Origin of the sequence: Pseudomonas sp. Tri1 (assembly GCF_017968885.1) — a bacterium.
Taxonomy (GTDB): domain Bacteria; phylum Pseudomonadota; class Gammaproteobacteria; order Pseudomonadales; family Pseudomonadaceae; genus Aquipseudomonas.
Window position 1 is genome coordinate 6,253,760 of sequence record NZ_CP072913.1, and the last position, 26,340, is coordinate 6,280,099.

The 26,340-nt window shown below is 60.7% G+C and carries 22 protein-coding genes, 1 pseudogene and 1 riboswitch; of the genes and pseudogenes, 14 read left to right on the forward strand and 9 right to left on the reverse strand.

Going from position 1 to position 26,340, the window contains the following annotated elements; genetic code table 11:
* The first annotated feature begins 27 nt into the window (after window positions 1-27).
* The 3 genes from J9870_RS27300 to metK are packed head-to-tail and all read left to right on the forward strand — an operon-like array spanning window position 28 to window position 2,475.
* Entirely contained in the window at window positions 28-258 is a 231-nt protein-coding gene (locus tag J9870_RS27300; RefSeq protein WP_210641698.1) for a hypothetical protein, read from the forward strand.
* Between the two features lie 11 nt (window positions 259-269).
* Window positions 270-1,265 carry a metalloregulator ArsR/SmtB family transcription factor gene (locus J9870_RS27305; RefSeq protein ID WP_210641700.1) on the forward strand — a complete coding sequence of 332 codons (996 nt, stop codon included), beginning with the start codon at window positions 270-272 and terminating at the stop codon, window positions 1,263-1,265.
* A 19-nt stretch (window positions 1,266-1,284) separates the two neighbouring features.
* Window positions 1,285-2,475, forward strand: coding sequence for a methionine adenosyltransferase (gene metK, locus J9870_RS27310; protein WP_210641702.1), 1,191 nt, complete (start codon window positions 1,285-1,287; stop codon window positions 2,473-2,475).
* Between the two features lie 99 nt (window positions 2,476-2,574).
* On the opposite strand, the gene J9870_RS27315 is transcribed toward metK, so the two are convergent.
* Window positions 2,575-3,195, reverse strand: coding sequence for a LysE family translocator (locus tag J9870_RS27315; protein WP_210641704.1), 621 nt, complete (start codon window positions 3,193-3,195; stop codon window positions 2,575-2,577).
* Window positions 3,196-3,402: 207 nt separating this feature from the next.
* Here J9870_RS27315 and ligB point away from each other — a divergent pair, with 207 nt between their 5' ends.
* Together ligB and J9870_RS27325 are read left to right on the forward strand one after the other, a co-directional pair.
* Complete coding sequence (ligB, locus tag J9870_RS27320) at window positions 3,403-5,076, forward strand: NAD-dependent DNA ligase LigB (RefSeq protein ID WP_210641706.1); 1,674 nt, start codon at window positions 3,403-3,405, stop codon at window positions 5,074-5,076.
* A gap of 91 nt (window positions 5,077-5,167) precedes the next feature.
* Window positions 5,168-5,563 (forward strand): DUF1090 domain-containing protein, encoded by a 396-nt coding sequence (locus tag J9870_RS27325; protein ID WP_210641708.1) that lies wholly within the window; start codon window positions 5,168-5,170, stop codon window positions 5,561-5,563.
* Window positions 5,564-5,653: 90 nt separating this feature from the next.
* Here J9870_RS27325 and J9870_RS27330 read toward each other — a convergent pair whose 3' ends face one another.
* Window positions 5,654-6,103 (reverse strand): cytochrome c, encoded by a 450-nt coding sequence (locus J9870_RS27330; protein ID WP_210641710.1) that lies wholly within the window; start codon window positions 6,101-6,103, stop codon window positions 5,654-5,656.
* A 125-nt stretch (window positions 6,104-6,228) separates the two neighbouring features.
* Between J9870_RS27330 and J9870_RS27335 the strand changes: the two genes are divergently transcribed.
* Complete coding sequence (locus tag J9870_RS27335) at window positions 6,229-7,416, forward strand: murein transglycosylase A (RefSeq protein ID WP_210641712.1); 1,188 nt, start codon at window positions 6,229-6,231, stop codon at window positions 7,414-7,416.
* A gap of 153 nt (window positions 7,417-7,569) precedes the next feature.
* Here J9870_RS27335 and J9870_RS27340 read toward each other — a convergent pair whose 3' ends face one another.
* Window positions 7,570-7,953: an MAPEG family protein gene (locus tag J9870_RS27340; RefSeq protein WP_210641714.1), complete on the reverse strand. Its 384-nt coding sequence runs from the start codon at window positions 7,951-7,953 to the stop codon at window positions 7,570-7,572.
* A 49-nt stretch (window positions 7,954-8,002) separates the two neighbouring features.
* On the reverse strand, window positions 8,003-8,836 hold the full coding sequence (locus J9870_RS27345) for an EamA family transporter (RefSeq protein WP_210641716.1): 834 nt from the start codon (window positions 8,834-8,836) through the stop codon (window positions 8,003-8,005).
* 196 nt (window positions 8,837-9,032) lie between these two features.
* Between J9870_RS27345 and J9870_RS27350 the strand changes: the two genes are divergently transcribed.
* Both J9870_RS27350 and J9870_RS27355 read left to right on the forward strand, forming a co-directional pair.
* Entirely contained in the window at window positions 9,033-10,193 is a 1,161-nt protein-coding gene (locus tag J9870_RS27350) for an MFS transporter (RefSeq protein ID WP_210641718.1), read from the forward strand.
* 242 nt (window positions 10,194-10,435) lie between these two features.
* Window positions 10,436-12,388 (forward strand): patatin-like phospholipase family protein, encoded by a 1,953-nt coding sequence (locus tag J9870_RS27355; RefSeq protein WP_246883056.1) that lies wholly within the window; start codon window positions 10,436-10,438, stop codon window positions 12,386-12,388.
* A gap of 38 nt (window positions 12,389-12,426) precedes the next feature.
* Here J9870_RS27355 and J9870_RS27360 read toward each other — a convergent pair whose 3' ends face one another.
* Together J9870_RS27360 and J9870_RS27365 are read right to left on the reverse strand one after the other, a co-directional pair.
* Window positions 12,427-13,308, reverse strand: coding sequence for a formate/nitrite transporter family protein (locus J9870_RS27360; RefSeq protein WP_210641720.1), 882 nt, complete (start codon window positions 13,306-13,308; stop codon window positions 12,427-12,429).
* A gap of 214 nt (window positions 13,309-13,522) precedes the next feature.
* Window positions 13,523-13,927: a hotdog domain-containing protein gene (locus J9870_RS27365; RefSeq protein WP_210641722.1), complete on the reverse strand. Its 405-nt coding sequence runs from the start codon at window positions 13,925-13,927 to the stop codon at window positions 13,523-13,525.
* Between the two features lie 191 nt (window positions 13,928-14,118).
* Window positions 14,119-14,225, forward strand: a riboswitch (S-adenosyl-L-homocysteine riboswitch).
* Between the two features lie 23 nt (window positions 14,226-14,248).
* On the opposite strand from J9870_RS27365, the gene ahcY reads away from it, so the two are divergent.
* From ahcY to J9870_RS27390, 5 genes and pseudogenes are all read left to right on the forward strand, one after another.
* Window positions 14,249-15,658 carry an adenosylhomocysteinase gene (ahcY, locus tag J9870_RS27370; protein ID WP_210641724.1) on the forward strand — a complete coding sequence of 470 codons (1,410 nt, stop codon included), beginning with the start codon at window positions 14,249-14,251 and terminating at the stop codon, window positions 15,656-15,658.
* 192 nt (window positions 15,659-15,850) lie between these two features.
* Window positions 15,851-16,696, forward strand: a complete 846-nt coding sequence (gene metF, locus J9870_RS27375; protein ID WP_210641727.1) for a methylenetetrahydrofolate reductase [NAD(P)H] — start codon at window positions 15,851-15,853, stop codon at window positions 16,694-16,696.
* Between the two features lie 82 nt (window positions 16,697-16,778).
* Window positions 16,779-17,861, forward strand: coding sequence for a hypothetical protein (locus J9870_RS27380; protein WP_210641730.1), 1,083 nt, complete (start codon window positions 16,779-16,781; stop codon window positions 17,859-17,861).
* A gap of 55 nt (window positions 17,862-17,916) precedes the next feature.
* A pseudogene (locus J9870_RS27385) lies at window positions 17,917-18,698 on the forward strand (transporter substrate-binding domain-containing protein).
* A 262-nt stretch (window positions 18,699-18,960) separates the two neighbouring features.
* Window positions 18,961-20,823 carry a DEAD/DEAH box helicase gene (locus tag J9870_RS27390; RefSeq protein ID WP_210641733.1) on the forward strand — a complete coding sequence of 621 codons (1,863 nt, stop codon included), beginning with the start codon at window positions 18,961-18,963 and terminating at the stop codon, window positions 20,821-20,823.
* Between the two features lie 249 nt (window positions 20,824-21,072).
* On the opposite strand, the gene J9870_RS27395 is transcribed toward J9870_RS27390, so the two are convergent.
* The 3 genes from J9870_RS27395 to J9870_RS27405 form a co-directional block, all read right to left on the reverse strand.
* Complete coding sequence (locus J9870_RS27395) at window positions 21,073-21,669, reverse strand: YceI family protein (RefSeq protein WP_210641735.1); 597 nt, start codon at window positions 21,667-21,669, stop codon at window positions 21,073-21,075.
* Window positions 21,670-21,701: 32 nt separating this feature from the next.
* The gene (locus J9870_RS27400) at window positions 21,702-22,253 is read right to left on the reverse strand and encodes a cytochrome b (protein WP_210641737.1); all 552 of its coding nucleotides are present in this window, start codon (window positions 22,251-22,253) and stop codon (window positions 21,702-21,704) included.
* A gap of 569 nt (window positions 22,254-22,822) precedes the next feature.
* The gene (locus J9870_RS27405; RefSeq protein ID WP_210641740.1) at window positions 22,823-24,580 is read right to left on the reverse strand and encodes a flavin monoamine oxidase family protein; all 1,758 of its coding nucleotides are present in this window, start codon (window positions 24,578-24,580) and stop codon (window positions 22,823-22,825) included.
* A gap of 246 nt (window positions 24,581-24,826) precedes the next feature.
* On the opposite strand from J9870_RS27405, the gene J9870_RS27410 reads away from it, so the two are divergent.
* Complete coding sequence (locus tag J9870_RS27410) at window positions 24,827-26,233, forward strand: adenosylmethionine--8-amino-7-oxononanoate transaminase (RefSeq protein WP_210641743.1); 1,407 nt, start codon at window positions 24,827-24,829, stop codon at window positions 26,231-26,233.
* Window positions 26,234-26,340: the final 107 nt, after the last annotated feature.

Genomic DNA, 26,340 nt, shown 5'->3' on the forward strand with positions numbered 1-26,340 from the left:
TGATCTCCTGCGGGAATTGAATCGAGAATGAATAAAACGAAACTGAAAAAAGGCGAGCATTTTCCCTCACCCACCCGCCTCGGGGCAATGACAGATAGTCATCCAAAGGCGCTTTTCCGGTGGATAAAGTCCCTTTCTCCAGGTGAAACCTTTCCGCTGATGGGTTGTAGAGTCAAGCAGGTGCCGGGAAGTGCCATTTATCGAGCAATATCAAAACTTTTTGATATTGACCTTGCGATGATCCAGACCCCTCTCTAGACTGCCGCCCTATGAACTTACGTGTGCCTTCCATTCGCCATGACGATTGCGATGAGCTGGCGGCCCTTTGCAAGGCCGGCGGCGATCCGTTGCGGCTCAATGTATTGCGCGCCCTGGCCAACGATTCGTTCGGTGTGCTGGAGCTGGCACAGATCTTCGGCATCGGCCAGTCGGGCATGAGCCACCACCTCAAGGTCCTGGCCCAGGCCGACCTGGTGGCGACCCGCCGCGAAGGCAACGCGATTTTCTACCGCCGCGCCCTGCCCCACACTGACCTACTGGGCGGCAAGCTGCACGCCGCGTTGTTGGAGGAAGTGGACGAGCTGAATCTGCCCACAGAAGTGCAGGCACGCATCGCCCAGGTGCATGGGCAACGGGCCGCCGCCAGCCAGGACTTTTTCGCACGGGTGGCCGAGAAGTTTCGTGCCCAGCAAGACCTGATCGCAGGATTGCCGCAATACCGTGACAGCATCGTGGCGCTGCTCGATAAATTGAGCTTCGAGCCCAGCGCCACCGCCATCGAAGTGGGCCCCGGCGACGGCGCGTTTTTGCCGGAACTGGCGCGGCGCTTCAGCCAGGTGACGGCGCTGGACAACAGCCCGGCCATGCTCGAACTGGCGCGCCAGGTGTGCGAACGGGAAACGTTGGCTAATGTCAGTCTGCAACTGGCCGATGCCTTGGACGGTGTGAGCCTGCAGGCCAACTGCGTTGTGTTGAACATGGTGCTTCACCACTTCGCCGCGCCGGCCGACGCACTCCGGCACATGGCCGGCTTGCTGCAACCAGGCGGTAGCCTGCTGGTGACAGAGTTATGCAGCCACAACCAGAGTTGGGCCAGGGAGGCCTGCGGTGATCTCTGGTTGGGGTTTGAACAGGACGATCTGGCCCGTTGGGCCACCGCTGCGGGCCTCGTGCCCGGGGAAAGCCTCTATGTAGGCTTACGTAATGGTTTCCAGATCCAGGTCCGCCATTTTCAGCGACCGGCTGGCGACACTCACCATCGGTAACTTGTAGGAAAACATCGAGATGAGCGAATACTCCCTTTTCACCTCCGAGTCCGTGTCTGAAGGGCATCCGGACAAAATCGCCGACCAGATTTCTGATGCGGTGCTGGACGCCATCATTGCTGAAGACAAGTTCGCCCGCGTGGCGTGCGAGACTCTGGTGAAAACGGGCGTGGCGATCATCGCCGGCGAAGTCACCACCTCGGCCTGGGTCGACCTGGAACAGATCGTTCGTGACGTCATCCTGGGCATCGGCTACAACAGCTCCGACGTCGGCTTCGACGGCGCGACCTGCGGCGTGATGAACATCATCGGCAAGCAGTCCCCCGACATCAACCAAGGCGTTGACCGCGCCAAGCCCGAAGATCAGGGCGCCGGCGACCAGGGCCTGATGTTCGGCTACGCCAGCAACGAAACCGACGTGCTGATGCCAGCCCCGATCACCTTCTCGCACCAGCTGGTTCAACGCCAGGCCGAAGCCCGTAAATCCGGCCTGTTGCCTTGGCTGCGCCCGGACGCCAAGTCCCAAGTGACCTGCCGTTACGAAGGCGGCAAGGTGGTTGGTATCGACGCCGTCGTGCTGTCGACCCAACACAACCCGGAAGTGTCCTACAAGGACCTGCGCGAAGGCGTGATGGAACTGATCGTCAAGCACGTGCTGCCTGCCGAACTGCTGTCCAAGGACACCCAGTTCCACATCAACCCGACCGGCCAGTTCATCATCGGCGGCCCGGTGGGCGACTGCGGCCTGACCGGCCGCAAGATCATCGTCGACAGCTACGGCGGCATGGCCCGTCACGGCGGCGGCGCGTTCTCCGGCAAGGATCCATCGAAGGTTGACCGTTCGGCTGCCTATGCCGGTCGTTATGTAGCCAAGAACATCGTGGCCGCCGGCCTGGCCGAGCGCTGCGAGATCCAGGTGTCCTACGCCATCGGTGTCGCCCAGCCTACATCGATCTCGCTGAACACCTTCGGCACCGGCAAGATCAGCGATGACAAGATCATCAAGCTGGTTCGTGATGTGTTCGACCTGCGTCCATACGCCATCACCACCATGCTCGACCTGCTGCACCCGATGTACCAGGACACCGCAGCTTACGGTCACTTTGGCCGCACGCCGCAAACCAAGACGGTCGGTGACGATACCTTCACCACCTTCACCTGGGAAAAGACCGACCGCGCCGACGCCCTGCGCGCCGCTGCCGGCCTGTAAGACCTGCTGTACGAAAAAGCCCCTGGCGACCTAGTTGCCAGGGGCTTTTTCATGCCTGGGAAATTTACACACCGGCGTTGTGGCGAGGGACCATCGAACTCAAGATCGGCGTGCCACCAGCAAAAACGAAGCCGCACTGGCCAGCAACCCCGCACACATCCGATTGAACAGACGCTTGCCACTGGGCCGGGCAAACAGCCGCCGCGCATAAATCCCCATGTAGCAATACAACCCGATAGCGATGCACTCCAATGCCAGGAACAGGCCACCCAGCACAGCGAACTGCTGAGTGACGGTACCCGCACGGTCGACGAACTGCGGCAGGAACGCCGTAAACAGCAGGATCGCCTTCGGATTGCCAATCGCCACCAGAAATTCCTGGCGCGCCAGGCTGGTCATGCTCATCGCCGAGACCGTTGCCTCGCTGCCCGCCTCTGGCTGGGCGCGCCACAACTGCACGGCAAGGTAGAACAGATAGCCGGCACCGACGAGTTTGATCCCCAGGAATAACAGTTCCGAGGTGTGCAGCACAGCCGTCAGCCCCACCGCCGCCAGGGCGATCATGATGGCAAATGCCAAAAGCCGACCGATGCCCCCGCTGCACGCCCGGACGAAGCCATAGCGCGAGGCGTTACTGATGGACAGCAGGTTATTCGGCCCCGGCGCCATGTTCAGCGCAAAGCAGGCCGGAATGAAAACAGCGAGGGTCGTCAGGTCCATCGGGTGCACTCCTGGCAGAGGCGAATCGAAGGTCCATTCTGCACTGGCCTTTGATCGGTTCAAGGGACAGTTGCACGGCTAAATCACGTCGCACTGTACCGCCGCGACCTCGCCATCAGGCTTTGCAAAATCCGGTAACGCTCCAGGCCTCGCCCCCTTCGCCGCAGGGACTAGCCTTCAAGCACACCACCAAGCAAGGATGCTTCGATGCTGCCGTTATTGCGTGCACTCACCTGTTTTATCGTCATCACCCCTCCCGTCATCGCGGCGCCCTGCCCCGCTTGGCCCACCGATCGCGCCCAAGCAGAGATCAGTGCCCTGCAACGGCAAATCGACACGTGGGACGACAGTTATCACCGCCTCGGTCGAGCACTGGTGGCCGATGAGCTGTATGACCAATCCCACGCACAACTGGGCCAATGGCGCCATTGTTTCAGCCTTGAAGCGCCCAGCGATCCGTTGCGCTCGGCTGGCGGGAAGGTGCCACACCCTGTTGTCCATACCGGCCTGGAGAAACTCAAGGATGCCGAGGCCGTGGGGGCTTGGTTGCAGGGTCGCAAGGATGTCTGGGCCCAACCGAAAGTCGACGGCGTGGCGGTGACCTTGATCTATCGCCAGGGTCATCTGCAGCAGGCGATCAGCCGCGGCGATGGTGTCCAAGGACATGACTGGACCGTGAATGCGCGCAAGATCGGCGCCATCCCCCAACGGCTGCGCCAGCCTTTGAACCTGCTCGTCCAAGGCGAGTTGTACTGGCGGCTGCCCGGCCATATCCAGGCCAGCCGCGGCAGTCTCAACGCCCGCGGGACCATGGCGGGCCTGATGGCGCGTACCAATCTGACGGCGCAAGAAGGGGCGGACATCGGTCTGTTTGTCTGGGACTGGCCTGAAGGGCAGGCCACCCTGCCCGAACGGATGACCACGTTGAATGAACTGGGCTTCGCTGACACCCTCGACTACAACCAGCCTGTCCAGGCCTTGGCCGATGCCGAGTACTGGCGCGACCACTGGTACCGCACGCCCTTGCCATTCGTCAGCGACGGCATCGTCCTGCGCCAGAGCCGCCGCCCATCCGCCGACCGCTGGCAAGCCAGGACGCCGTTCTGGAGCGTGGCCTGGAAATACCCGTACGCCCAGGCCCTGGCCGAGGTGCGCAAGGTGCGTTTCAAGGTCGGTCGTACCGGGCGCATTACGCCCGTACTGGAACTTGAGCCGGTCATGCTCGATGACCGGCGGATCCGCCGGGTGAGCGTCAGTTCCCTCAAACGCTGGGAGGAGCTGGACATCCGCCCCGGCGACCGGGTCGCCATCAGCCTGGCCGGGCTGACCATTCCACGCCTCGACAGCGTTGTGCTGCGCAGCGCCGAACGCCAGGACCTCGACGCCCCAACAGCAGCCGATTATCACTTCCTGAGTTGCTGGCAACCGACACCCGGCTGCGAAAGCCAGTTCCTGGCTCGCCTGAATTGGCTCAGCGGCAAGCACGGGCTTGCCCTGCCCCATGTCGGCCCCGGCACCTGGGAAAAACTCCTGGCCGCTGGTCGGCTCGACGGATTGCTGGATTGGTTGACCCTCGATGCCGCCGAGCTTGCTAACATTGCCGGCTTCGGCGAGCTCAGCAGCACCCGCCTGCTCACCAGTTTGCACAGCGCCCGGCAACGCCCTTTCGCGCAATGGCTCAAGGCCCTTGGCCTGCCGCCCGTCGGTGAGGCCCGACTGGAGGGGCCGTGGCAGAAGCTGGCCGAGCGCAACACCGAGCAATGGCAAGCCGAAGCCGGTATCGGACCGGGACGCGCCGCGCAATTGAGCGCTTTTTTCCGCGACCCGCAGGTACTGGCGTTGAGTGAAGTATTACGCACTGCCGGGGTCGACGGTTTTTGACACATGCCCCGAGCAGTTGAACCCAAGGGGCAAACGTGCGTTCCAACAGCGCATCTGTACCGATCGCTCGCGAGTTTTTTACGGAGTTGCTATGAATTTCCTGTCCCCCGTTGCCCTGCTGGTCTTGTGCAGCGCCATGGCCACCCCTTTGCTGGCGGATGAGCAAACACCGGAGCTCACCGGCTGCGCGGCCAAACGCCAGGGCATCATCAATCAGATCGAACTGGCCAAGACTCGCGGCAACAGCGACCAGCAGGCCGGCCTGGAAACAGCGCTGAACGAAGTCACCACTCATTGCACCGACGCCTCCTTGCGCAAGGAACGTGAAAACAGAGTGCTCGACGCCAAGCATGAAGTCAGCCGGCGCCAGGCCGATCTGGAAAAGGCCATGAAAAAAGGTGACTCGGAACGGATCAACAAGCGCAAGGAAAAGCTGGCGGCCTCCCGCAAGGAACTGCAGGAAGCGGTGGATGAGTTGGATAAGTGAACACTGAAAGGTCGTAGCCCTAGCCAGCGCCTACATAGGATCGTGTCCCACTCGTAGGCGCTGGCGGAGCCTGCGATCTCTCAAGGGGTATCAATGATCCCGAAATTCTTTATGGCAGGCACTGCACGCATCTTCGACCTTCTGTACCGCCGGCCCCAGGTTACTGGCCTTGTAAGGCTGGACTTGGCTGGCGGTCACCAATTCACCGGTGGCGGCCTCAAGGCTGCGGGCCAGCTCCTGGAAACGTGCCTGCTGTTGCCAGACCGCATCCCGGGCGCTGGTGTGGTCTTCTTCGCGCACTTGCGGGAAGTGCTTCCACGGTTCGTGAGACAGTTGATCAAGTTGTACCGCGCCTTCGGCGAAGCGCGTGCCGTCGAACGGAACACGGCCGCGCAACATGCCACCCAATTCTTCATTGGTCTTGAGCATCTGTTTGAAGATCGCCTTGCGCTGGCCCAGGGGAGAGTTGGGATCGACGCCACCACAGGCGGACAGCATCAGGCAGGCCAGTACGGCCATGGAAAATCGTTTTACAAACATCTTGGCCTCGGGACAGGAAACGGCGGGTAGTATCCTCCGGTCATCGGCAAAGACCAATGACCCTATCAACAATACGGGTTGTTTGAGTGCATGACAGCGTTCGAATGACTGCAAAGGAAATCTTCATGAACAGCCGCTTCAAGACCTGGCACAAAGGCCTGGCATTGACCCTACCGTTGATCGCACTCCTGGCTGGCTGCAATCGCGGCGACAAGGTCGAAGAGCCTCAGACCCACGCCCTCGCCACGTATGTCAGCGCGCCGTGGGAAGCCTTGCCGTCGGTGTCCGATGAAGACCTGCTGGCCGGCTTCGGCTCCTGGCGCAGCGCTTGCACCCGGCTCAAGGCCGATGCGACCTGGGGCCCGACCTGCGCGGCAGCGGCCAATGTCCCGCAGACCGCCCCGGATGTGCGCAATTTTCTGAAGCAGAACCTGGACGTCTATGGCCTGCGCTCCGGCGACAACAGCCCCAACGGCCTGATTACCGGCTACTACGAGCCGGTCTACCCTGGCAGCCTCACCCAGACCGCCACCGCGAACGTGCCGGTGTATGGCGTGCCGGAAGACATGATCATCGTGGCGCTGGACAGCCTCTACCCCGAACTCAAGGGCAAACGCCTGCGCGGTCGTCTCGAAGGCCGCGTACTCAAGCCCTACGACGACGCGGCCACCATCGAAACCAACGGGGTGAAAGCACCGGTGATTGCCTGGCTGACCGACCCGATGAACCTGCAGTTCCTGCAAATCCAGGGCTCGGGTCGCATCCGCCTCAATGACGGCCGCCAGTTGCGCATCGGCTATGCCGACCAGAACGGCCACCCTTACCGGCCCATCGGGCGCTGGTTGGTCGAACAGGGCGAGCTGAAGAAAGAAGACGTAACCATGGGTACCATCAGTGCCTGGGCCAAGGCCAACCCGAACCGGATTCCCGAATTGCTGGGCAGCAATCCCAGCTACGTGTTTTTCAACCGCAACCCCGACAGCAACGAAGGCCCGCGGGGCTCATTGAATGTGCCACTGACCGCTGGCTACAGCGTGGCGGTGGATCGCAAGGTGATTCCACTGGGCAGCCTGTTATGGCTATCCACCACTCGCCCCGACGGCAGCGCCTTGAACCGACCGGTCGCCGCCCAGGATACCGGCGGCGCAATTGCCGGCGAAGTGCGGGCGGACCTGTTCTGGGGCACGGGCGAGGCTGCGGGGCAATTGGCCGGGGACATGAAGCAACAGGGGCAGATCTGGATGTTGTGGCCCAAGGGCATGGCGTTGCCGCAAGTGCCGCAAGTGGCGAATGCAGTCAGCGCCAATCCCTAAAGAGGTGTGTTGATTGTCCCGGCCCCATCGCGAGCAGGCTCGCTCCCACGGTTGATCTCCAGTGGACACATATTTTGTGTACGGCTAGATCCATTGTGGGAGCGAGCCTGCTCGCGATAGGGCCTCACAGACACTATGTCTCAACCGCCAGGCTCAGACCGAAACGAAGAAGAAACTCAGCACCAACCCCACCCCCACGAACCACACCAGCGACCGCAAGATGGCCCAGTCCGCCAGGTAGCAAATGATGTAGAGCAGACGACTGGTGATGAACAGCACCGCCAGCACGTTGATGGTCACCAGCTCGGCATTGCCGGCCAAGTGCGCGACGATCACCGCAGCAGCGAAAAATGGGCTGATTTCAAAGCTGTTCAGTTGCGCGGCGTAGGCGCGCCGGGGAGCGCCTTCGAGTGTTTCCAGGAAGTCCCGAGGGTCGTGGTTATCTGCCAGCCTGTATTTTCCACCTATCTTGGCAATGGCGATGCACAGGTAAGGCAGGAGAAAGGCAATCAAAATGCACCACAGGGCAACCGTCATGAGGCAGTTCCTTCTTTGAGTTTTATAGAAATCGCAAGTCCAGCGCCGGTCAGAACTTCATCACCAGCATGCCAATCAGCACCAGCGCGCAAGCTAAGAGCCGCGGCCGCCCAAAAGGTTCTTTCAAGTAGCGCATGCCAAACAGTACAACCAGGATCACGCTGATCTCCCGCAACGCCGCAGCCTCGGCAATCGACCCCAGTTGCATGGCCCACAGCACCAGAGCGTAGCTGAACAATACGCAGAACCCGACCGCCAAGCCCAACCGCCACTGCTCGCGCCAAAACAGCAAGAACGCCGGTCGCTTACCGACCAACGCCAACAATGGAAACGGCCAGGCGCTGAGCAGCGTGACCCAGACCAGGTAATCCAATGGATGGGACCAACGCCGCAGGGCGTGACCGTCAATGAAGGTGTAGCAACCGATGCACAGGCCGATCAGCGCCACCACCGGCAGCATCGACCAGGGCAGTCGCTCGCCACCGCCGCCCTGCCACAACAGGCAAAGCATGCCGAACGGGATCAGCAAAATGCCGATGATCTGCTGAGTCGTCAGCACTTCCCCGGCGAAGATCAACGTCAGGGCCAGCACCACCAGTGGCGACAGGCCGCGCATCAGCGGATAGACCAGCCCCAGGTCACCGACCCGATAAGCCTGGATCAGCAGATAGCGATACAACAGCTCGAACAGCGCCGAGGCCAGGATCCACGGCCAGATCTCCAGCGGCGGCAATGCCACGAAACCCAGAGCTGCCCCTCCAAACAGCAACGCGACACTGTCCATGCACGCCACCACCAGCAAACGCTCACCGCTGAACTTGATCAGCGTATTCCACGCCGCATGCAACAGCGCCGCGACCAACACCAGAGCCGTTGCAAGCACGGCACGCTCCTTATTCCATCCAGAGAATTGATTCGCCATCCATCCGCGGCCGTTTATACTGCAAGCGACCACGCCGCACTCAGTTGCGCATACACCTATTCCAATAATTTCGCCGTTGCCCCGTTCACTCGAACCGGTGGTGCCGGCATGCGTATGCCTGATCAGAGCGTCAAGACTACAGACAGAGACCTTGCGCATGCCACTCGCCTTGCTTGCTTTGGCCGTCGCCGCTTTCGGCATCGGCACGACTGAATTCGTCATCATGGGCCTGCTGCCCGATGTCGCCCGAGACCTGGCCGTGAGCATTCCCCAGGCCGGGCTGCTTATTACTGGCTACGCCCTGGGCGTGGTGTTCGGCGCACCGATCCTGGCGGTCGGCACCGCCAACATGCCGCGCAAGGCCACGCTGCTGGGCATGACGCTGATGTTCATCCTCGGCAACATGCTCTGCGCCCTGGCACCGAATTACGCCACGCTGATGGCCGCACGAGTCATCACCGCGTTGTGCCACGGGGCCTTCTTTGGTATCGGCTCGGTGGTAGCGGCCGGGCTGGTAGCGCCGAACAAACGGGCGCAGGCCATTGCCATGATGTTCACCGGCCTGACCCTGGCCAACGTGTTGGGCGTGCCGTTGGGCACGGCCTTGGGCCAATACGCCGGCTGGCGCTCGACCTTCTGGGCGGTATCGGTGATCGGGGTGATCGCCGCCATCGCCCAATGGGTCTGGCTGCCCAAGGAAATCCCCATGGACAAGGCCAACCTGGCCAGCGAGTTCAAGGTGCTGGGCAAGGCCAACGTACTGCTGGCCCTGGGCATGAGTGTGCTGGCCTCCACCAGCCTGTTCAGCGTGTTCACCTACATCGCGCCGATCCTGCAGGACATCACCGGCGTCAGCCCCCATGGCATCACCATCATGCTGCTGTTGTTCGGCGTTGGCCTGACGGCGGGCAGCTTCCTCGGCGGGCGCCTGGCCGACCGACGCCTGCTGCCCTCGCTGGTGGGCATGGCCCTGGCCGTGGTGCTGGTGCTGGCCGCGTTCAGCCAGACCAGCCAATCGGTGATTCCGGCGGCGATTACCCTGGTGCTATGGGGCATCTTCGCCTTCGCCCTATGCCCGATCCTGCAACTGCTGATCATCGACCAGGCCTTTGAGGCGCCGAACCTCGGCTCGACCCTGAACCAGAGCGCGTTCAATCTCGGCAACGCGGCTGGGGCGTGGATTGGCGGGTTGGTGGTGGCCAGTGGTGCGGATCTGGCGGATCTACCGTGGACCGGGGCAGCGGTCGGAGGCCTCACGGTACTGACCGCCTTGTTCTTTATCCAACGACAACGACGCTTGGCGGCAGTCGCTGTTTGAGGGCCTGAGAAATCTGCCCTGCCCGGTGAGCGAATGGGCGACGCTTTCAGTAAGACTTTGTCCCCATCCGTGCGAGATGTTTTACCTACCTTCCAGAAGCCTTGTTCCAGAACGCTTTTCATTGAAATCCGCCGAGTGCTGTTTGCAGCCGGCGGATGTTTGTCCAATTGAGTCGCAACGCAATAAGCCCTCGGATTTTGCTTAGAGTTCGGTCCCCCCTTTGGTACAAGGAACGAACCACAATGCTAGCCCCCATCTCGCGCGCGCCCCTTCAACCTCTCTCTTTCGAGAACAGCGACCAGACCGTAAAACAGGCGAATCCCGACGATGACTGCCTACTGGTAGATCGCGCTACAGATCGGTCTATATCCATTATTCGACATGGCGACGGTAGCGTCGAAGTCACTATGAAGCGCCCCACCATTAGCGACCTGATCCTCAGTGGTGGTGGCGCCAAGGGAGTGGCCTATTCCGGGCTCGTCAAAACCCTCGAAGACAACCGCCTCATGGACAATATCAGAAGGATTTCAGGCTCTTCCGCAGGGGCCATATCGGCCGCCGTACTCGCCAGCGGCATGGGTCATGCGCGTTTCGACAAGATTCTTGACGATATTCCCCTCCCGTCCTTGCTCGACAGCACCCACCCTATCGTTAAAGCAATCCAGAACGGATGGTCGAAGCTGGGTGAGAACCTGAAAAGCCTTCCGCTGGCGCAATTGTTGTGTGATCTGTTGCCACGCCTGGGTTCCAAGGGGATGCCGCTGGAGGATCTGATCCGGAAGGAATCCTGCGAGGCGCTTTTGGAGCGTTGCAAAGAGCATACGGAACCTCTTTCCGACAAAGCGCAACAAGCCGTTGCCAATGTGAAAAAAAATCAGTACGTCACCTTTGCTGACCTGGCGACCCTGAGCAAGGAGATCGATCAGATCAAGACCGTGGAAATCACCGGCACCGTCATGTTCGAGGAAGGCACGCAATTGGTGGTGTTCAGCAAGGAAACCACTCCTGAGATGGACATTGCCGTGGCCGCGCATATCTCCGCGTCGCTGCCGGTGGTGTTCAGCAAGCCGATCCTGCAAGGGCAGCCGTTCCAACCGAAGGACGCCACCACGGCATGTGCTGATGGCGGCGTCCTGAACAACACACCGGTAGGTGCCATCATTAACCCGGTGACGTCCATGAGCCCGATCCCGGACAGCGAGTATTTGATCCTGGTATTCGAGCCGGAACAATCGGACCAGGAAAACCAGCGGGGTACGGGCATCTCGGCCCTGATCGACAAATTTCTCAACGCACCCCATATGGCCAGCTCCGCATGGAATGCCGAACAACTAAAGCACTTTGCCGACCAGATCATCGTCGTGCCGCTGACATCCGAAAAAGGTGATTACAGCACCCTGTTGGGCGGGACAGTTAACTTCAGCATGCCCAACGAGATCAAAAATTATCTTCAGGAAGAACTGGGCAAAAAAACCCAAACCCATCTGGACAAGCACAACGCTACCCAACAAACCTTTTCGTTTGACTCGATCGAGGATGCGCTGTTGGCGTTGGGTGACAAAGAATTCGAGCAGCTAAGGACAGAACTGGAGAGTGACGAAGCCTGCGCCGAGGCGATCTTCTTCAGACAAGAGACAGAAACGGCATTGACGCTATTGAAACTGGCGATTCAGAACGCCAACAGCCTCACCACCCCGCAAGGCGAACACCTCGCGCTTAAACTCACCCCGCAAATTTCCCTAGCCATATGGCAAATCGATCAGTTTGCAACAACTCCCGAGCGGCAGGAATGGCTGGCTAAACGCCTCAATCATGGCAATGACCCGGACTTCATGCAGTTCCTGCAGGCCGCCGCCGAGTGGGACAAAGGCGCACCCAGCGCATCCAAGGTGACCCATCGCGCCATCGAGCAAATGCACATGCAGGACATTGCCACGCGCATCCGTTACGCCACGCAACACGTGCTGAATCCCGCGCGCTATCTCTTCGGCCAGCCCGATCCGAACATTCAGCTGATAGACGAGGCCATCCAGAAACTGCAAAAAGTGCCAGAACTCAACAACTCACAAGACCAGAAGAACACGTTCAACGAAGCACTCGAAGGGGTCATCGCGAACTACAGATCACGCGCCACCGGATTGCCCAATCCGAACTCAACAACCCTCAATACACTGCGCAACATGCTGTTCAAATAACCGCCACTCTCGCCGGGAGCCTGGGGTCAGGCTCCCGCCTACTCCGAGCCCTTGCGCTGCGTAGGTTTATCTGGGCGTTTATCTTTGGGCGGGCCCACTTCGCTGCGAATCTGCGCATGACTGATCAAAGCGAAGATAAAACTCCCACCGACGATATTGCCCGCCAACGTCGGCCCGGCAAACACCATCCAGAAATCCTCCCACGACAACTGGCCGGCAAACACCAGGTAGGAGACTTCGGCCGAGCCGACGACGATGTGGGTGAAATCCCCCAGCGCCATGAGGTAGGTGATGAGGATGATGATCCACATCTTGGCGCTTTCCATGGAGGGGATCATCCAGACCATGGTGGCGATCATCCAGCCGGAAATGATGCCTTTGGCGAACATCTGGCCGGTGTCGTTTTCCATGACTTTGCGGCCGATCTCCAGGAAAGCCTGGTCGGTGCGCTGATCGAAAATCGGCAGGTGCAGCATCACGTAGGCCACCAACACGGTGCCGCACAGGTTGCCCACCAGCACCACGCCCCATAACCGCAACAGCCGGCCGAAATTACCCAGGGTGGGTTTGCTCATGATCGGCAGCACGGCAGTCAGGGTGTTTTCGGTGAACAGTTGCTGGCGGGCGAGGATCACCGCGAGAAAGCCGGCGCAGTAACCGAAACTGGCGATGACCTTGAAGCCTTCGTGGTCCGGCAACCGGGAATTGAGCAACCCCATCGCCATCAGCGACAGGCCCATGGTCAACCCCGCCGCCAGGGCCGACCACCAGAGCGCGGCGATACTGCGTTCCAGTTCCTGGTTGCCCTGGGTGCGGATGATTTCATGCAGCACCGCAGCCCGCGGCGGCTGGTTACGGTCGACTTCGTGCTGTTCCTGCGCCGAAAGATCAGGGGTCTTGCCTTCTTCGTGGGTGTCCATACAGCTCCTGAACCGGTGGCGTGATGTACCTACGACACGCGGCGCTCGGAGCTGTTCAGTGGCGAGACCTGCTGTTCATCGCGACTTCAGATTTGAGGCGTTAGTAAAGCCGTCATCGCGAGCAAGCTCGCTCCCACAAGGGATTGTGTGACCTCAAGTGCAGCGCCAGCCAGTGCGGGAGCGCGCCTGCTCGCGATTGGAGACACCGCCGATCTCACTGACTGGTAATGTCATCCTGGAACTGATCCTTGACGTACCTGATCTCGGTCCGGCCATGAGGCGCTGGCAAGCCGTCTTCACCAAGATTGACGAAAACCATCTTCTCCACGGTCAGGATGCTCTTGCGCGTGATTTTGTTGCGCACTTCGCAAGTCAGGGTGATGGAGGTGCGGCCAAATTCGGTGGCAGTGATGCCCAGTTCGATGATGTCGCCCTGGCGCGAAGCACTGACGAAGTTGATTTCCGAGATGTACTTGGTGACCACGCGCTGGTTGCCTAGCTGGACGATGGCGTAGATCGCCGCTTCTTCGTCGATCCAGCGCAACAGGCTGCCGCCGAACAGCGTGCCGTTGGGGTTGAGGTCTTCGGGCTTGACCCATTTTCGGGTGTGGAAATTCATGTTCACTCCTGAGCGTCTGGCCGATGAATGGCTGCATCATGGCAGACCGGGCGGGCAGGCTCTACATCGCGGCCCCTATAACGATCATCGGCAATTTTGATTTGCCGACAGAAACCCTTTTGGAAGATCCGATTAGCCCGTTATAATCGCCCCCGCTTTACCCGGTCCACGCTTTGGACCGTTCCCGCCACCTGTCCGAGGGGCGCTGCAGCAGGCTCGACCTGTCAGGCTCGGATGGGGCGTTGTTCGTATGGGGCTCCCCGCACGGACACTAAACGCACAACGGCGCCCATTCGCATACATTACGAATGGAGGCTCTTCATGAGCGCTGTTATTACGCCTGCCGCTTTTACCGATTACAAAGTCGCCGATATGTCCCTGGCCGCCTGGGGCCGTCGCGAAATCATCATCGCCGAATCCGAAATGCCAGCCCTGATGGGTCTGCGTCGCAAGTACGCCGGCGAGCAACCGCTCAAGGGCGCCAAGATCCTCGGCTGCATCCACATGACCATCCAGACCGCCGTGCTGATCGAAACCCTGGTTGCCTTGGGTGCCGAAGTGCGCTGGTCGTCCTGCAACATCTTCTCGACCCAGGACCAGGCCGCTGCCGCCATCGCCGCCGCCGGTATCCCGGTATTCGCCTGGAAAGGCGAGACCGAGCAAGAGTACGAGTGGTGCCTGGAGCAAACCATCCTCAAGGATGGCCAGCCATGGGACACCAACATGATCCTCGACGACGGCGGCGACCTGACCGAGCTGCTGCACAAGAAATACGCAGCCGTGCTGGAAAAAGTCCACGGCGTGACCGAAGAAACCACCACCGGCGTACACCGCCTGCTGGACATGCTGGCCAAGGGCGAACTGAAGATCCCGGCCATCAACGTCAACGACTCGGTGACCAAGAGCAAGAACGACAACAAATACGGCTGCCGTCACAGCCTCAACGACGCCATCAAGCGTGGCACCGACCACCTGTTGTCGGGCAAGCAGGCGCTGGTGATCGGCTACGGTGACGTGGGCAAGGGTTCGGCCCAGTCCCTGCGTCAGGAAGGCATGATCGTCAAGGTGTCGGAAGTCGATCCGATCTGCGCCATGCAAGCCTGCATGGACGGTTTCGAACTGGTTTCGCCGTTCATCGACGGGATCAACGACGGCACCGAAGCGAGTATCGACAAGGCACTGCTGGGCAAGATCGACCTGATCGTGACCACCACTGGCAACGTCAATGTCTGCGACGCCAACATGCTCAAGGCCCTGAAGAAGCGCGCCGTGGTCTGCAACATCGGTCACTTCGACAATGAAATCGACACCGCTTTCATGCGCAAGAACTGGGCATGGGAAGAAGTGAAGCCACAAGTGCACAAGGTTCACCGCACTGGCACTGGCAGCTTCGACCCGCAGAACGACGACTACCTGATCCTGCTGGCCGAAGGCCGCCTGGTGAACCTGGGCAATGCCACCGGTCACCCAAGCCGCATCATGGACGGTTCGTTCGCCAACCAGGTCCTGGCCCAGATCTTCCTGTTCGGCCAGAAATACGCCGACCTGTCGCCGGCCCAGAAAGCCGAGCGCCTGACCGTGGAAGTACTGCCCAAGAAACTCGACGAAGAAGTGGCCCTGGAAATGGTCCGCGGTTTCGGCGGCGTGGTCACCAAGCTGACCAAGCAACAGGCTGACTACATCGGCGTCACCGTCGAAGGCCCGTTCAAGCCACACGCTTACCGCTACTGATCGGCTCTATTGCCTGCTCTCCCTGTGGGAGCGGGCTTTTTGTGGGAGCGAGCTTGCTCGCGATGCTGGCACCTCGATCTAACTTTCGGGCCGAGGTGACACTCATCGCGAGCAAGCTCGCTCCCGCATAGGTCCGCTCCCACATTGAGATGCGCCAGGCTTCCAGCCCTACGAGTTTCCAAGGATATGACCATGTCCCAAGAACGTCGCTACAGCTTCGAGTTCTTCCCGACGAAGACCGATGCTGGGCATGAAAAACTGATCGCCACTGCCCGTCAGCTGGCCAGCTACAACCCCGATTTCTTCTCCTGCACCTACGGCGCCGGCGGTTCGACCCGTGACCGCACGATGAACACCGTGTTGCAGCTCGAAAGCGAAGTCAAAGTCCCGGCCGCCCCGCATCTGTCCTGCGTAGGCGACAGCAAGGACGACCTGCGCAGCCTGCTGACCCAGTACAAGGCCGCAGGCATCAAGCGTATCGTTGCCCTGCGCGGTGACCTGCCCTCGGGCATGGGCATGGCCAGCGGCGAGCTGCGTCACGCCAATGACCTGGTTGAGTTCATTCGTGAAGAGACCGGCGAGCACTTCCACATCGAAGTGGCTGCTTATCCGGAAATGCACCCACAGGCGCGCAATTTCGAAGACGATCTGCTCAACTTCGTCCGCAAGGCCAAGGCTGGCGCCAACAGTGCGATTACCCAGTACTTTTTCAACGCCGACAGCTATTTCTACTTCGTCGAGCGCATCCGCAAGATGGGCGTCGACATTCCTGTGGTGCCGGGGATCATGCCGATCACCAACTACAGCAAGCTGGCGCGATTCTCCGACGCGTGCGGTGCGGAAATCCCACGTTGGATCCGCAAGCAGCTGGAAGCCTATGGCGACGACACATCCAGCATCCAAAGCTTCGGCGAAGAAGTCATCACGCAAATGTGTGAGCGTTTGTTGCAAGGTGGTGCACCGGGACTGCATTTCTATACCCTGAACCAGGCCGAGGCCAGCCTGGCGGTATGGAACAATCTCAAGCTGCCGCGTTAACGACTTATATGCCGTGATACAAAAAGGCCTTGGCGAAAACCAGGGCTTTTTTTTAGCCAAGACATCTGGAGGACCGCAGTAGATGCCTATTGGTCAAAGGTCAACGACCCCACAACTCATTTATCTGGTCTACGGGGCCGAGACCTATCATCAGGAAGCGCTATTCAGCATCGCCAGTGCCCTGGCCGGTCTGCGTGAAACACCGGGCGAAGCGCTGGACATCCAGGTGTTCACGGATAACCTCCTGCCCTACGAGGGGCTACCGGTACGGTTGCGCCACCTGGACAACGAAACCCGCCAGGCCTGGATCGAGCCCCATGGGTATCACTTCCGTGCCAAGCATGTGGTGATGCAAAAGGTGCTTGAAGAAGCTGAACTGGCACTGCTGATCGACACCGACACGTTCTTTCATTGCTCGCCCCTTGAACTGTTCCGTCGTGTTCAGCCAGGCACGCTGCTGTGCAATGCTTTCGGTCTGACTTATGGCGCCAACAAGGACTCGACGCTTTATCTGACCCTGGCCGACGTCATGCGCCAGCGGCAGCTGGCGGACGACGACATGCCCTTGCTGAACTCAGGTGTCATTGGTCTCAACTGCGCGGACGCGGCGGTTCTGGATCGCTCGATTGCCCTGATGGATGAGTTTTATCCTCTGGCAAATGGTGCCTACACCCTGGAAGAGCTCTGCTTGTCAGTGGCCGCCTACCGCTCAGTGCAGGTGCGTGAATGCCCGGACCTGATCCACCACTACTGGAGCCGTAAACAGCTGTTCCGGGCCAAGACCAAAGCCTGGCTCGACAAACATCGCGCCGCCCCTATCTGCCCGCAAGCCCTGGATGAAACCCGGCAAGTGACCGCTGTCCTGCCCCGCCCTCCCACATTGCAGCGTCTGGCCTATAAATTCATCACCCTGGCATTGCCCGGTCACAAGCGGCAATTCATGCGCGAAATCCTCTACGGCTGCTATCGCCATACCAACCAGTTCGACCAGGCCTGCGCCCCGGTCTGGTGGGAAAAGGCCCTGGAGAACCTTGAACACCGCCTGAAAAAGCCCTTGGAAGACCATGAACTCAAACACTGGCTCAACCATCCGCTGATTCGCCTGGTGCTGGGCGAACGCCGCGAAGCCATCTATCAGCACCTGATGCAGGCCAAAGGCAACTAAGGCGCGGTCCAGAGCGCTCTAGCTATTTGATGAGCTCTCGTCGTAACCTCAGGCCATGCCCGTTATTGCCCAGTTACTGACCGCCCTTCTCCTCTTGTGCCTGAGCCTGGCTGCCCGGGCGGAGAAGTTGCGCATTGTCACCGAAGCCTGGGCACCTTACGTCTATGAAGAGAACGGCAAAATCCTCGGACTCGACTACGAAACCACGGCAATTGTGTTCAAACGCCTGGGCATCGACGTGGAATGGCAACTCCTGCCCTGGAAGCGTTGCCTGGCGATGCTGGAACAGGGATTAGCGGACGGGGCGCTGGATATTTTTCACAGCGATGAGCGCGACGCCATGCTGCTCTATCCCAGCGAACCCCTGTCGGAGGTGGAGTTCGTGATGTTCTACGCCAACGCCCGGCCCCATCCGTTTAGCACGCTCGATGACCTGGGCGGCCTGACCGTCGGTACATCTCCCGGCTATCTGTACAGCCAGGCCTTCAGTGAATCGCCCCTGTTCAAGCGTGAAACAGCGCCGACCCACGAAGCCAACTTCGGCAAATTGCAACTGGGCCGGATCGACCTGCTCATCACTGACCGCCGGGTAGGCCGGCACGTGCTCAATCAAATGCAACTGAGCGACCAGATCACTGAAAACCCAACGGTGGTGAGCCGTCAAAGCCAATACCTGGCGGTACGGCGCAGCGCCGGGATGGATTTGCTGGTGCAACGCTTCGGTGCCGAACTCAAGCGCTTCAAGCGCGAACCGGCCTACGCCGAGCTGAGCGCCCGCTACGGCGCCGACCTGGTAACCAAGGCAGCGGCGCCCTACCCGACGCAACGCTGAAATAAACCGTTGAGCAGCAGGAAAGCGGCGCACAGCGTTTGCTCTGTTATACTCCGGCCTTCCCGCCAGGCTTACGCCCGGACGCCCGGTCTTGCAAAAGGCATCCCGACACCGCTACAGCGCAGCTTCCAGCCCGCGCGAGCCCTGTCCGGACCCGCCTTTGAGACTCGGCAGGACCGGACGGGATGACGTCTTTTTTATTGAACGTCGTTCGCGCCAGGCAAGACTATCCCATTGGGCCAGGCCCTCACTAAAACAGGATTACTCATGTCCTTTGCTTCCCTCGGTCTCTCCGAGGCTTTAGTCCGCGCCATCGAGGCCGCCGGCTACACCGAGCCTACCCCGGTGCAACAGCGGGCCATTCCCGCCGTGTTGCAAGGTCGCGACCTGATGGTCGCGGCACAGACAGGTACTGGTAAAACCGGTGGTTTCGCCCTCCCGATCCTGGAGCGGCTGTTCCCCAACGGTCACCCAGACAAATCCCAGCGTCACGGCCCGCGCCAACCGCGCGTACTGGTCCTGACCCCTACCCGCGAACTGGCAGCCCAGGTCCACGAGAGCTTCAAGGTCTACGCTCGTGACCTGAAGTTCGTCAGCGCCTGCATTTTTGGCGGCGTCGGCATGAACCCCCAGGTCCAGGCCATGTCCCGTGGCGTCGATGTTCTGGTGGCGTGCCCCGGCCGGCTGCTGGATCTGGCAGGCCAAGGCAGTGTCGATCTGTCCCACGTGGAAATCCTCGTGCTGGACGAAGCCGACCGCATGCTCGACATGGGCTTTGTCCATGACGTGAAGAAAGTCCTGGCTCGCCTGCCCGCCAAGCGCCAGAACCTGCTGTTTTCGGCGACGTTCTCCAAGGACATCACCGACCTGGCCGGCAAGCTGCTGCACAACCCGGAACGCATCGAAGTCACGCCGCCCAACACCACGGTCGAGCGCATCGAACAGCGTGTATTCCGCCTGCCGGCCAGCCACAAGCGAGCCTTGCTGGCGCACTTGATCACCGCCGGCGCCTGGGAACAGGTCCTGGTGTTCACCCGTACCAAGCACGGCGCTAACCGCCTGGCCGAGTACCTGGACAAGCATGGCCTGCCGGCCGTGGCGATCCACGGGAACAAGAGCCAGAACGCCCGCACCAAGGCCCTGGCCGATTTCAAGGCTGGCGAAGTGCGCATCCTGGTCGCCACCGACATCGCCGCCCGCGGCCTGGACATCGACCAGTTGCCTCACGTGGTCAACTTCGAGCTGCCGAACGTCGATGAAGACTACGTGCACCGTATCGGCCGTACCGGCCGGGCCGGTCGTTCGGGCGAAGCGATCTCGCTGGTCGCGCCGGACGAAGAAAAACTGCTCAAAAGCATCGAGCGCATGACCAAGCAGAAAATCGCCGACGGCGACCTGATGGGCTTCGATGCCAGCACCATCGAGGCCGAGAAGCCTGAAGTGCGTGAACGTCCGGACGTGCGCAACCCGCGCAACGCCCGTGGCCCACGTGGCGACGGTCCGAATGGCGGCGGTGGTGGCGGTGGCCGCAAGGACAAAGGCAAGGACAAAGGCAAGGAAAAACCGGCCAGCAACAGCCGTGGCGAACGTCCGGCCCGCGAGCAAAAGCCTCGCGAAGGCACGCCAGCCCGTGAACAGCAGCGCCCAGCTCCACGCGCCGCAGCCGATCGCGCCCCGGACGAGTTCCTGGACGACGATATCGATAACTTCGGTAACCGCGTCGACTACGTGCCCCAGCAGAAACCGGCCCAGGGTCGCGGTCGCCGTCCGGGCGCCCCGGCACAAGGCGCTGGCGCAGGTGCACCGCGTAGCGGCCAGCCACAAGGTCGCCAGAACGGTCCACGCAACAGCAACGGCTCGTCCACCGGCACCCCACCGGCCAAGCGCAACGGCCCGCGCAACGGTGCTCCCCGTGACGGCCAGGCCCGTCGCGAAGACACCCGCCCGCGCCGCCCTGCCCGTGACGACCAGCCTCGTCAGGAACCGGCCGTGCAGGCTCCCCGTGGCAACCAGCCGAAGATCATGCACAAGGAATCGAAAGCCGATCGCTTCCCGACGCCTGAGCAACTGGATCAACTGCCAAGCCGTCCACGGGGCGAGAAGCCAGCGCTGCTGACCCGCAATCGCTGAGTTTTTCCAAGCCTTGGAAAAATGCCCCTGGTCTCGCGATCAGGGGCATTTTTGTTTGATGGGACTCTGATCTAACCCTGTGGGAGCGAGCCTGCTCGCGATAGCGGTGGGTCAGTCACCGCTCTTTTCATGTGCCGACCTCATCGCGAGCAGGCTCGCTCCCACAGGGGGCACTGCGTTGTCAAAATCCGCGCAATAAAAAACGCCCCTGATCGCCAAGACCAGGGGCGTTTTTTGTCAGTGCGAAAGTTATTTCGCTTTGACACCTTCAAACGAGATGTACAGCTCAACGGCGTCGGACTGTGGACCCAGGTCCATCATCTTGCCGAAGTCAGAACGCTTGATGCTGGTGGTGCCCTCGAAGCCAGCACGGTAGCCGCCCCACGGATCCTTGCCTTCACCCAGGAACGTGGCCTTGACCACGATTGGCTTGGTCACGCCGTGCAGCGTCAGGTCGCCGGTCACGTCTGCGGTGTCTTTACCATCAGCGTTCTTGCCGGTGGGCTTGACGCTGGTGGACACGAACTTGGCATCGGCGAACTTGCCTACGTCCAGGAAGTCCTTGCTGGAGATGTGCTTGTCGCGCTCGGCGTGATTGGTGAACACGCTGGCGGTACGTACATTGAACTCGATCTTGCTGGCTTCAGGCTTGGCGGCGTCGAAGCTGAACTTGCCGTCGATGTCCTTGAAGGTACCGGTGATGTAGCTGTAGCCCAGGTGGCTGATCTTGAAGTCGACGAAGGCGTGCTGGCCTTCCTTGTCGACTACGTAGTCGGCAGCCATGGCCTGGCCGGCCGACAGCAGTGCAGAACCGATTGCCAGGGCGGCGAGCGTCTTTTTCAACATGCTTTCTATTCCTTTGGAGTCGAGGTTGAACATCAGGCTTGGCGTCCCAGCATGCGCTTGAGGGTCGCGTCACGGTCGATAAAGTGGTGTTTCAATGCTGCCAACGCGTGGAGGCCGGAAAAAATGACCAGCGCCCACGCCAGGTACAGGTGAATCTGGCCAGCGACGTCTGCCTGATCGGGCAGTCCGGACACCAGCGCGGGTACTTCAAACAGGCCAAACACCGGAATCCCGACACCGTCTGCGGTGGAAATCAGGTAACCGGCAATCATCACGGCGAACAACCCGAGATACAGGGCACTATGGCCAAGCTTGGCGCCGATACGGGTAAGACGCCCGTAGGTTTGCAGGGTCGGCGGCGGCGGGCTGACAAAACGCCAGATCACCCGCAGCAACATGACCGCCAGCAGCACCAGGCCAATGCTCTTGTGCAGGTCCGGCGCGTCTTTGCGCCAGGTGCTGTAGTAATCCAGGCCGACCATCCACAGGCCCAGGGCGAACAGCCCATACACTGCCAGCGCAACGCCCCAGTGCACAGCGATACTGACCCAGCCATAGCGAGAAGAAGAGTTGCGTAGCTGCATTGCTCATATCCTGTAAAAACTGCGATCAAGACTAGCGAGTTATCTATCGATTTAAAGCGGAAATTTTCGCTTTGAAATATCGAGAAATACGATCATCAGTCTGGAGGGGGTGGGTTAAGGAAAGATTAAAGGCAATACGGTGCGTAATGGGCGATAGGTACACCCGGGGAGAGCCGGAGAGCTTGAAGTACTAATTCACCGAGCACTCAGGCTTAAATGGGTCGATTGTGCACTTGTACGCTAGCTGCGGATCTCTCTTTGGGATCATCGGAATTGTTAAAGGGTCCCGGCATTCGCCAGATACACATCCTGAAAGTGCTACCAACATGATCATCGCTATTAGAATTTTCATAAACGCTCCAGTTTTTTGAGGAGCCTAAAGCCGATGACCGGGTGTGCTCTATCACTTCCATCCCCTTGTTTGGTGGGAAGTTTCCGATATGTCGCCGAGGCGTGTAGGACGTTAGCGCTCGTTGCGCAACCCCGGGCTCTGGGCGGCAGCGTCAGTGCACGCCTAATGCCGGATAAAAAAACGCGGCCCTTGGGCCGCGCTTTTTTACGCCTGAACGTTACTGAGCCTGGGTCTCAGTAGTCGTCGCCGGTTTGGCCACTGGCTTCTTCGCCGGTTCAGCCTTTTTCACCGGCGCCTTGGCCGGGGCTTTTTTTGCCGGGGTCTTGGCTGCCGGTTTCTTCGCCGGTGCTTTCTTGGCAGGCTCGGCTTTTACTGGGGCCACGGGCTTCGGCGCTTCCACCGGCGCAGGCGCCGGGGTTGGCGCTGGAGCAGGTGTCGGGGCTGGCGGCGCTACCGGCTCGGGTGCCTTGACCGGCTCCGGCTTCTTGTCGTCATCCGAGCCACCAAACAGGTTGCTGAAGAAGTTGCCTTTCTTCGCCGCCACCGCACCGGCCGCTGCTGCCGTTGCAACTGGCGCGACCTTGGCCGGTTCAAACGACTTGCCCGCCGCCAGGTCTTCAACCTGGCTGGCTGCCCGCTGACCGCTGCGCAACGCGCCTTCCAGGGTGCCCGGGTACAAAGTGTCGGTGTGTTCGCCGGCAAAGGCTATGCGCTGCAATGGTTTTTCCCACAGGCGCCAGTATTTGCTGATCTGGCCCGGACCAAAGGCCAGGTATGCGCCGCCCATGGACGGGTCGGTGCTGTAGCGGCGGATTTCATAACCGGTGAACGCCCCACGTGCCTGTGGATAAAACGCGTGGAGGCGGATCAGCACCTGATCGACCATCTGCTTGTCGCCGAAGGCCTGCATCACCCGGGCGTTGTCGCCGGACAGGTTGATGACCACGTTGGCGCCGCCCTTCATGGCCGGTTCGATCCACATCATGCCCAGGCCGGTGTTGCTGTAGATCTCACCCGACATGCGCGCCTTGCTGTCCCAGACCGGGGTCTTGAACTTGAGCATGATCTGGTCGCGCCAGCCGTAGTTGGTGCCCTTGATCGCGCCTTGATGCTGGGCGTCCAGGGCTGGGGTCAGTTGGATCTTGTTCAGCGCGCGCAACGGCACGGCCAGCACCACGTAATCCGCCTGATAACCAACGCTGCCGACCTTGACGGTCACGCCGTCCTTGTCCTGGGAGATGGCCGATACCGGCGAGCTGGTCTTGATGATTTTCAGCTGTTTGACGAAGGCCTGGGCCAGGGTCGGACTGCCGCCGAGCAGGCGAGAAGCCCGTAGGTCACGGTCGGACACGCCACGATAGACCCGGTTCTGTTGTGCGAAATACAGCAGCGACAGGCGCGAAGGTTCGTCGTAGCGGGTGCGAATTTCCTGGTTCACCAACTGACGCGCAGTGGCCGGCAGTTGCAGGCGGTCAAGCCAATTGGACACGGTGATCTGGTCCAGCGAGTGCAAGGTGCCGGTGGCCGCCGGGTTCTGCGGGTCTTCAATGGAGCGCGCCAGATCGTCCAGGGTGGTTTCGTAGCGTTTGAGGGCTTCGGCCGTTGCCGGCTGCTTGGTCGCCAGGTCAGCGGCCGTGTAGTAGGTACCGTCGATCAGATAGCTGGGGGTGCGCACGAATTCCGGGGCCGGCGTGGTGCTCAGCTTGAAGGTCGAGACGTACTTGTTCAGCACCGGCTGAGTCTTCTCGTTGCCGATCCACTCGCTCGTGGCCATGCCCGAACGACCGCCCAGGCTCGGTTTGGCTTCCAGCAGAGTCACGGCCCAACCTTTGTTCTGCAGCTCATAAGCCGCCGTGAGCCCCGCCAGGCCGCCTCCGACGACGATGGCCGTCGGTTGCTTGTCCTTGGCCAGCGCCGAAACGCTGAACAGCCCTATCATCACCAGCGCACAGGCGCGCAGCCAACCAGCAGACATTCAACGAACTCCGGAGTAAACGTAGGTAATTTCAGTTTTTCGAGCCAGGCGGCTCTCGATTTTTCGAGCCAGTCGGCTCAGAGACGGCGAAGAATACGTCAGCCATCAAAGCGCCGCCAGCGGCGTCTATCGCCTTGCTCAAAGTAGCGCGAACGACACAATGGGTTGTCCCCAGGGCCGCCATTGCATAGGCTTGCGCGATTGTTTTGCCCGCGCCCGCCGCGAGCCGCCTCGAGGAGACTGTACATGGGCCTGAATAACCAGTGGATGCAACGCGACCTCGCGGTGCTGTGGCATCCCTGCACCCAGATGAAAGACCACGAACGCCTGCCACTGATCCCCATCAAGCGCGGTGAAGGCGTGTGGCTGGAAGACTTCGAAGGCAAGCGCTACCTCGATGCCGTCAGTTCCTGGTGGGTCAACGTGTTCGGCCACGCCAACCCGCGCATCAACCAGCGGATCAAGGATCAGGTCGATCAGCTGGAGCACGTGATCCTCGCCGGCTTCAGCCATCAACCGGTGATCGAACTGTCCGAGCGCCTGGTGAAGATGACGCCCGAGGGCCTGACCCGGTGTTTCTACGCCGATAACGGCTCGTCCTGCATCGAAGTGGCGATGAAGATGAGCTTTCACTACTGGATCAATCGCGGCCAGCCGGATAAAAAACGCTTCGTCACCCTGAGCAACAGCTACCACGGCGAAACCATCGCGGCGATGTCGGTGGGCGATGTGCCGCTGTTCACTGAAACCTACAAGGCGCTGCTGCTGGACACGATCAAGGTGCCCAGCCCTGACTGCTACCACCGCCCTGAAGGCATGGGCTGGGAGGAGCATTCACGCAACATGTTCGCCGCCATGGAGCAGACCCTCGCCGAGCACCACGACACCGTCGCGGCGGTGATCGTCGAGCCGCTGATCCAGGGCGCCGGCGGCATGCGCATGTACCACCCGGTGTACTTGAAGTTGCTACGCGAAGCCTGCGACCGCTACGGCGTGCACCTGATCCACGATGAAATCGCCGTCGGCTTCGGCCGCACCGGGACGATGTTCGCCTGTGAGCAGGCCGGCATCACGCCGGATTTCCTCTGCCTGTCCAAGGCCCTGACCGGCGGTTACCTGCCGCTGGCGGCGTGCGTGACTACCGACGAGGTCTACAGCGCCTTCTACGACGACTACCCGACCCTGCGCGCCTTCCTGCACTCCCACAGCTACACGGGCAACCCCCTGGCCTGTGCGGCGGCCCTGGCGACGCTGGATATCTTCGAAGAAGACAACGTCATCGAAAACAACCAGGCCCTGGCCCAGCGCATGGCGAGCGCCACCGCCCACCTGGCCGACCATCCGAACGTCGCCGAGGTGCGCCAGACCGGCATGGTACTGGCGATCGAGATGGTCAAGGACAAGGCCAGCAAGACCGCCTACCCATGGCAGGAGCGACGCGGCCTGACGGTGTTCCAGCATGCCCTGGAGCGCGGCGCGTTGCTGCGCCCGCTGGGCAGCGTGGTGTATTTCCTGCCGCCGTATGTGATCACCCCGGAGCAGATCGATTTCCTGGCAGAAGTGGCCAGCGAAGGCATCGACATCGCCACCCGGGACAAAGTCAGCGTGGCGGTGCCGAAGGATTTTCATCCGGGCTATCGTGACCCCGGCTGAGCCCTGAACTTCTCGTTCCCACGCTCTGCGTGGGAATGCATCCCGTGACGCTCCGCGTCACATCCACAGCGGACGCAGAGCGTCCTATGGCGGCATTCCCACGCGGA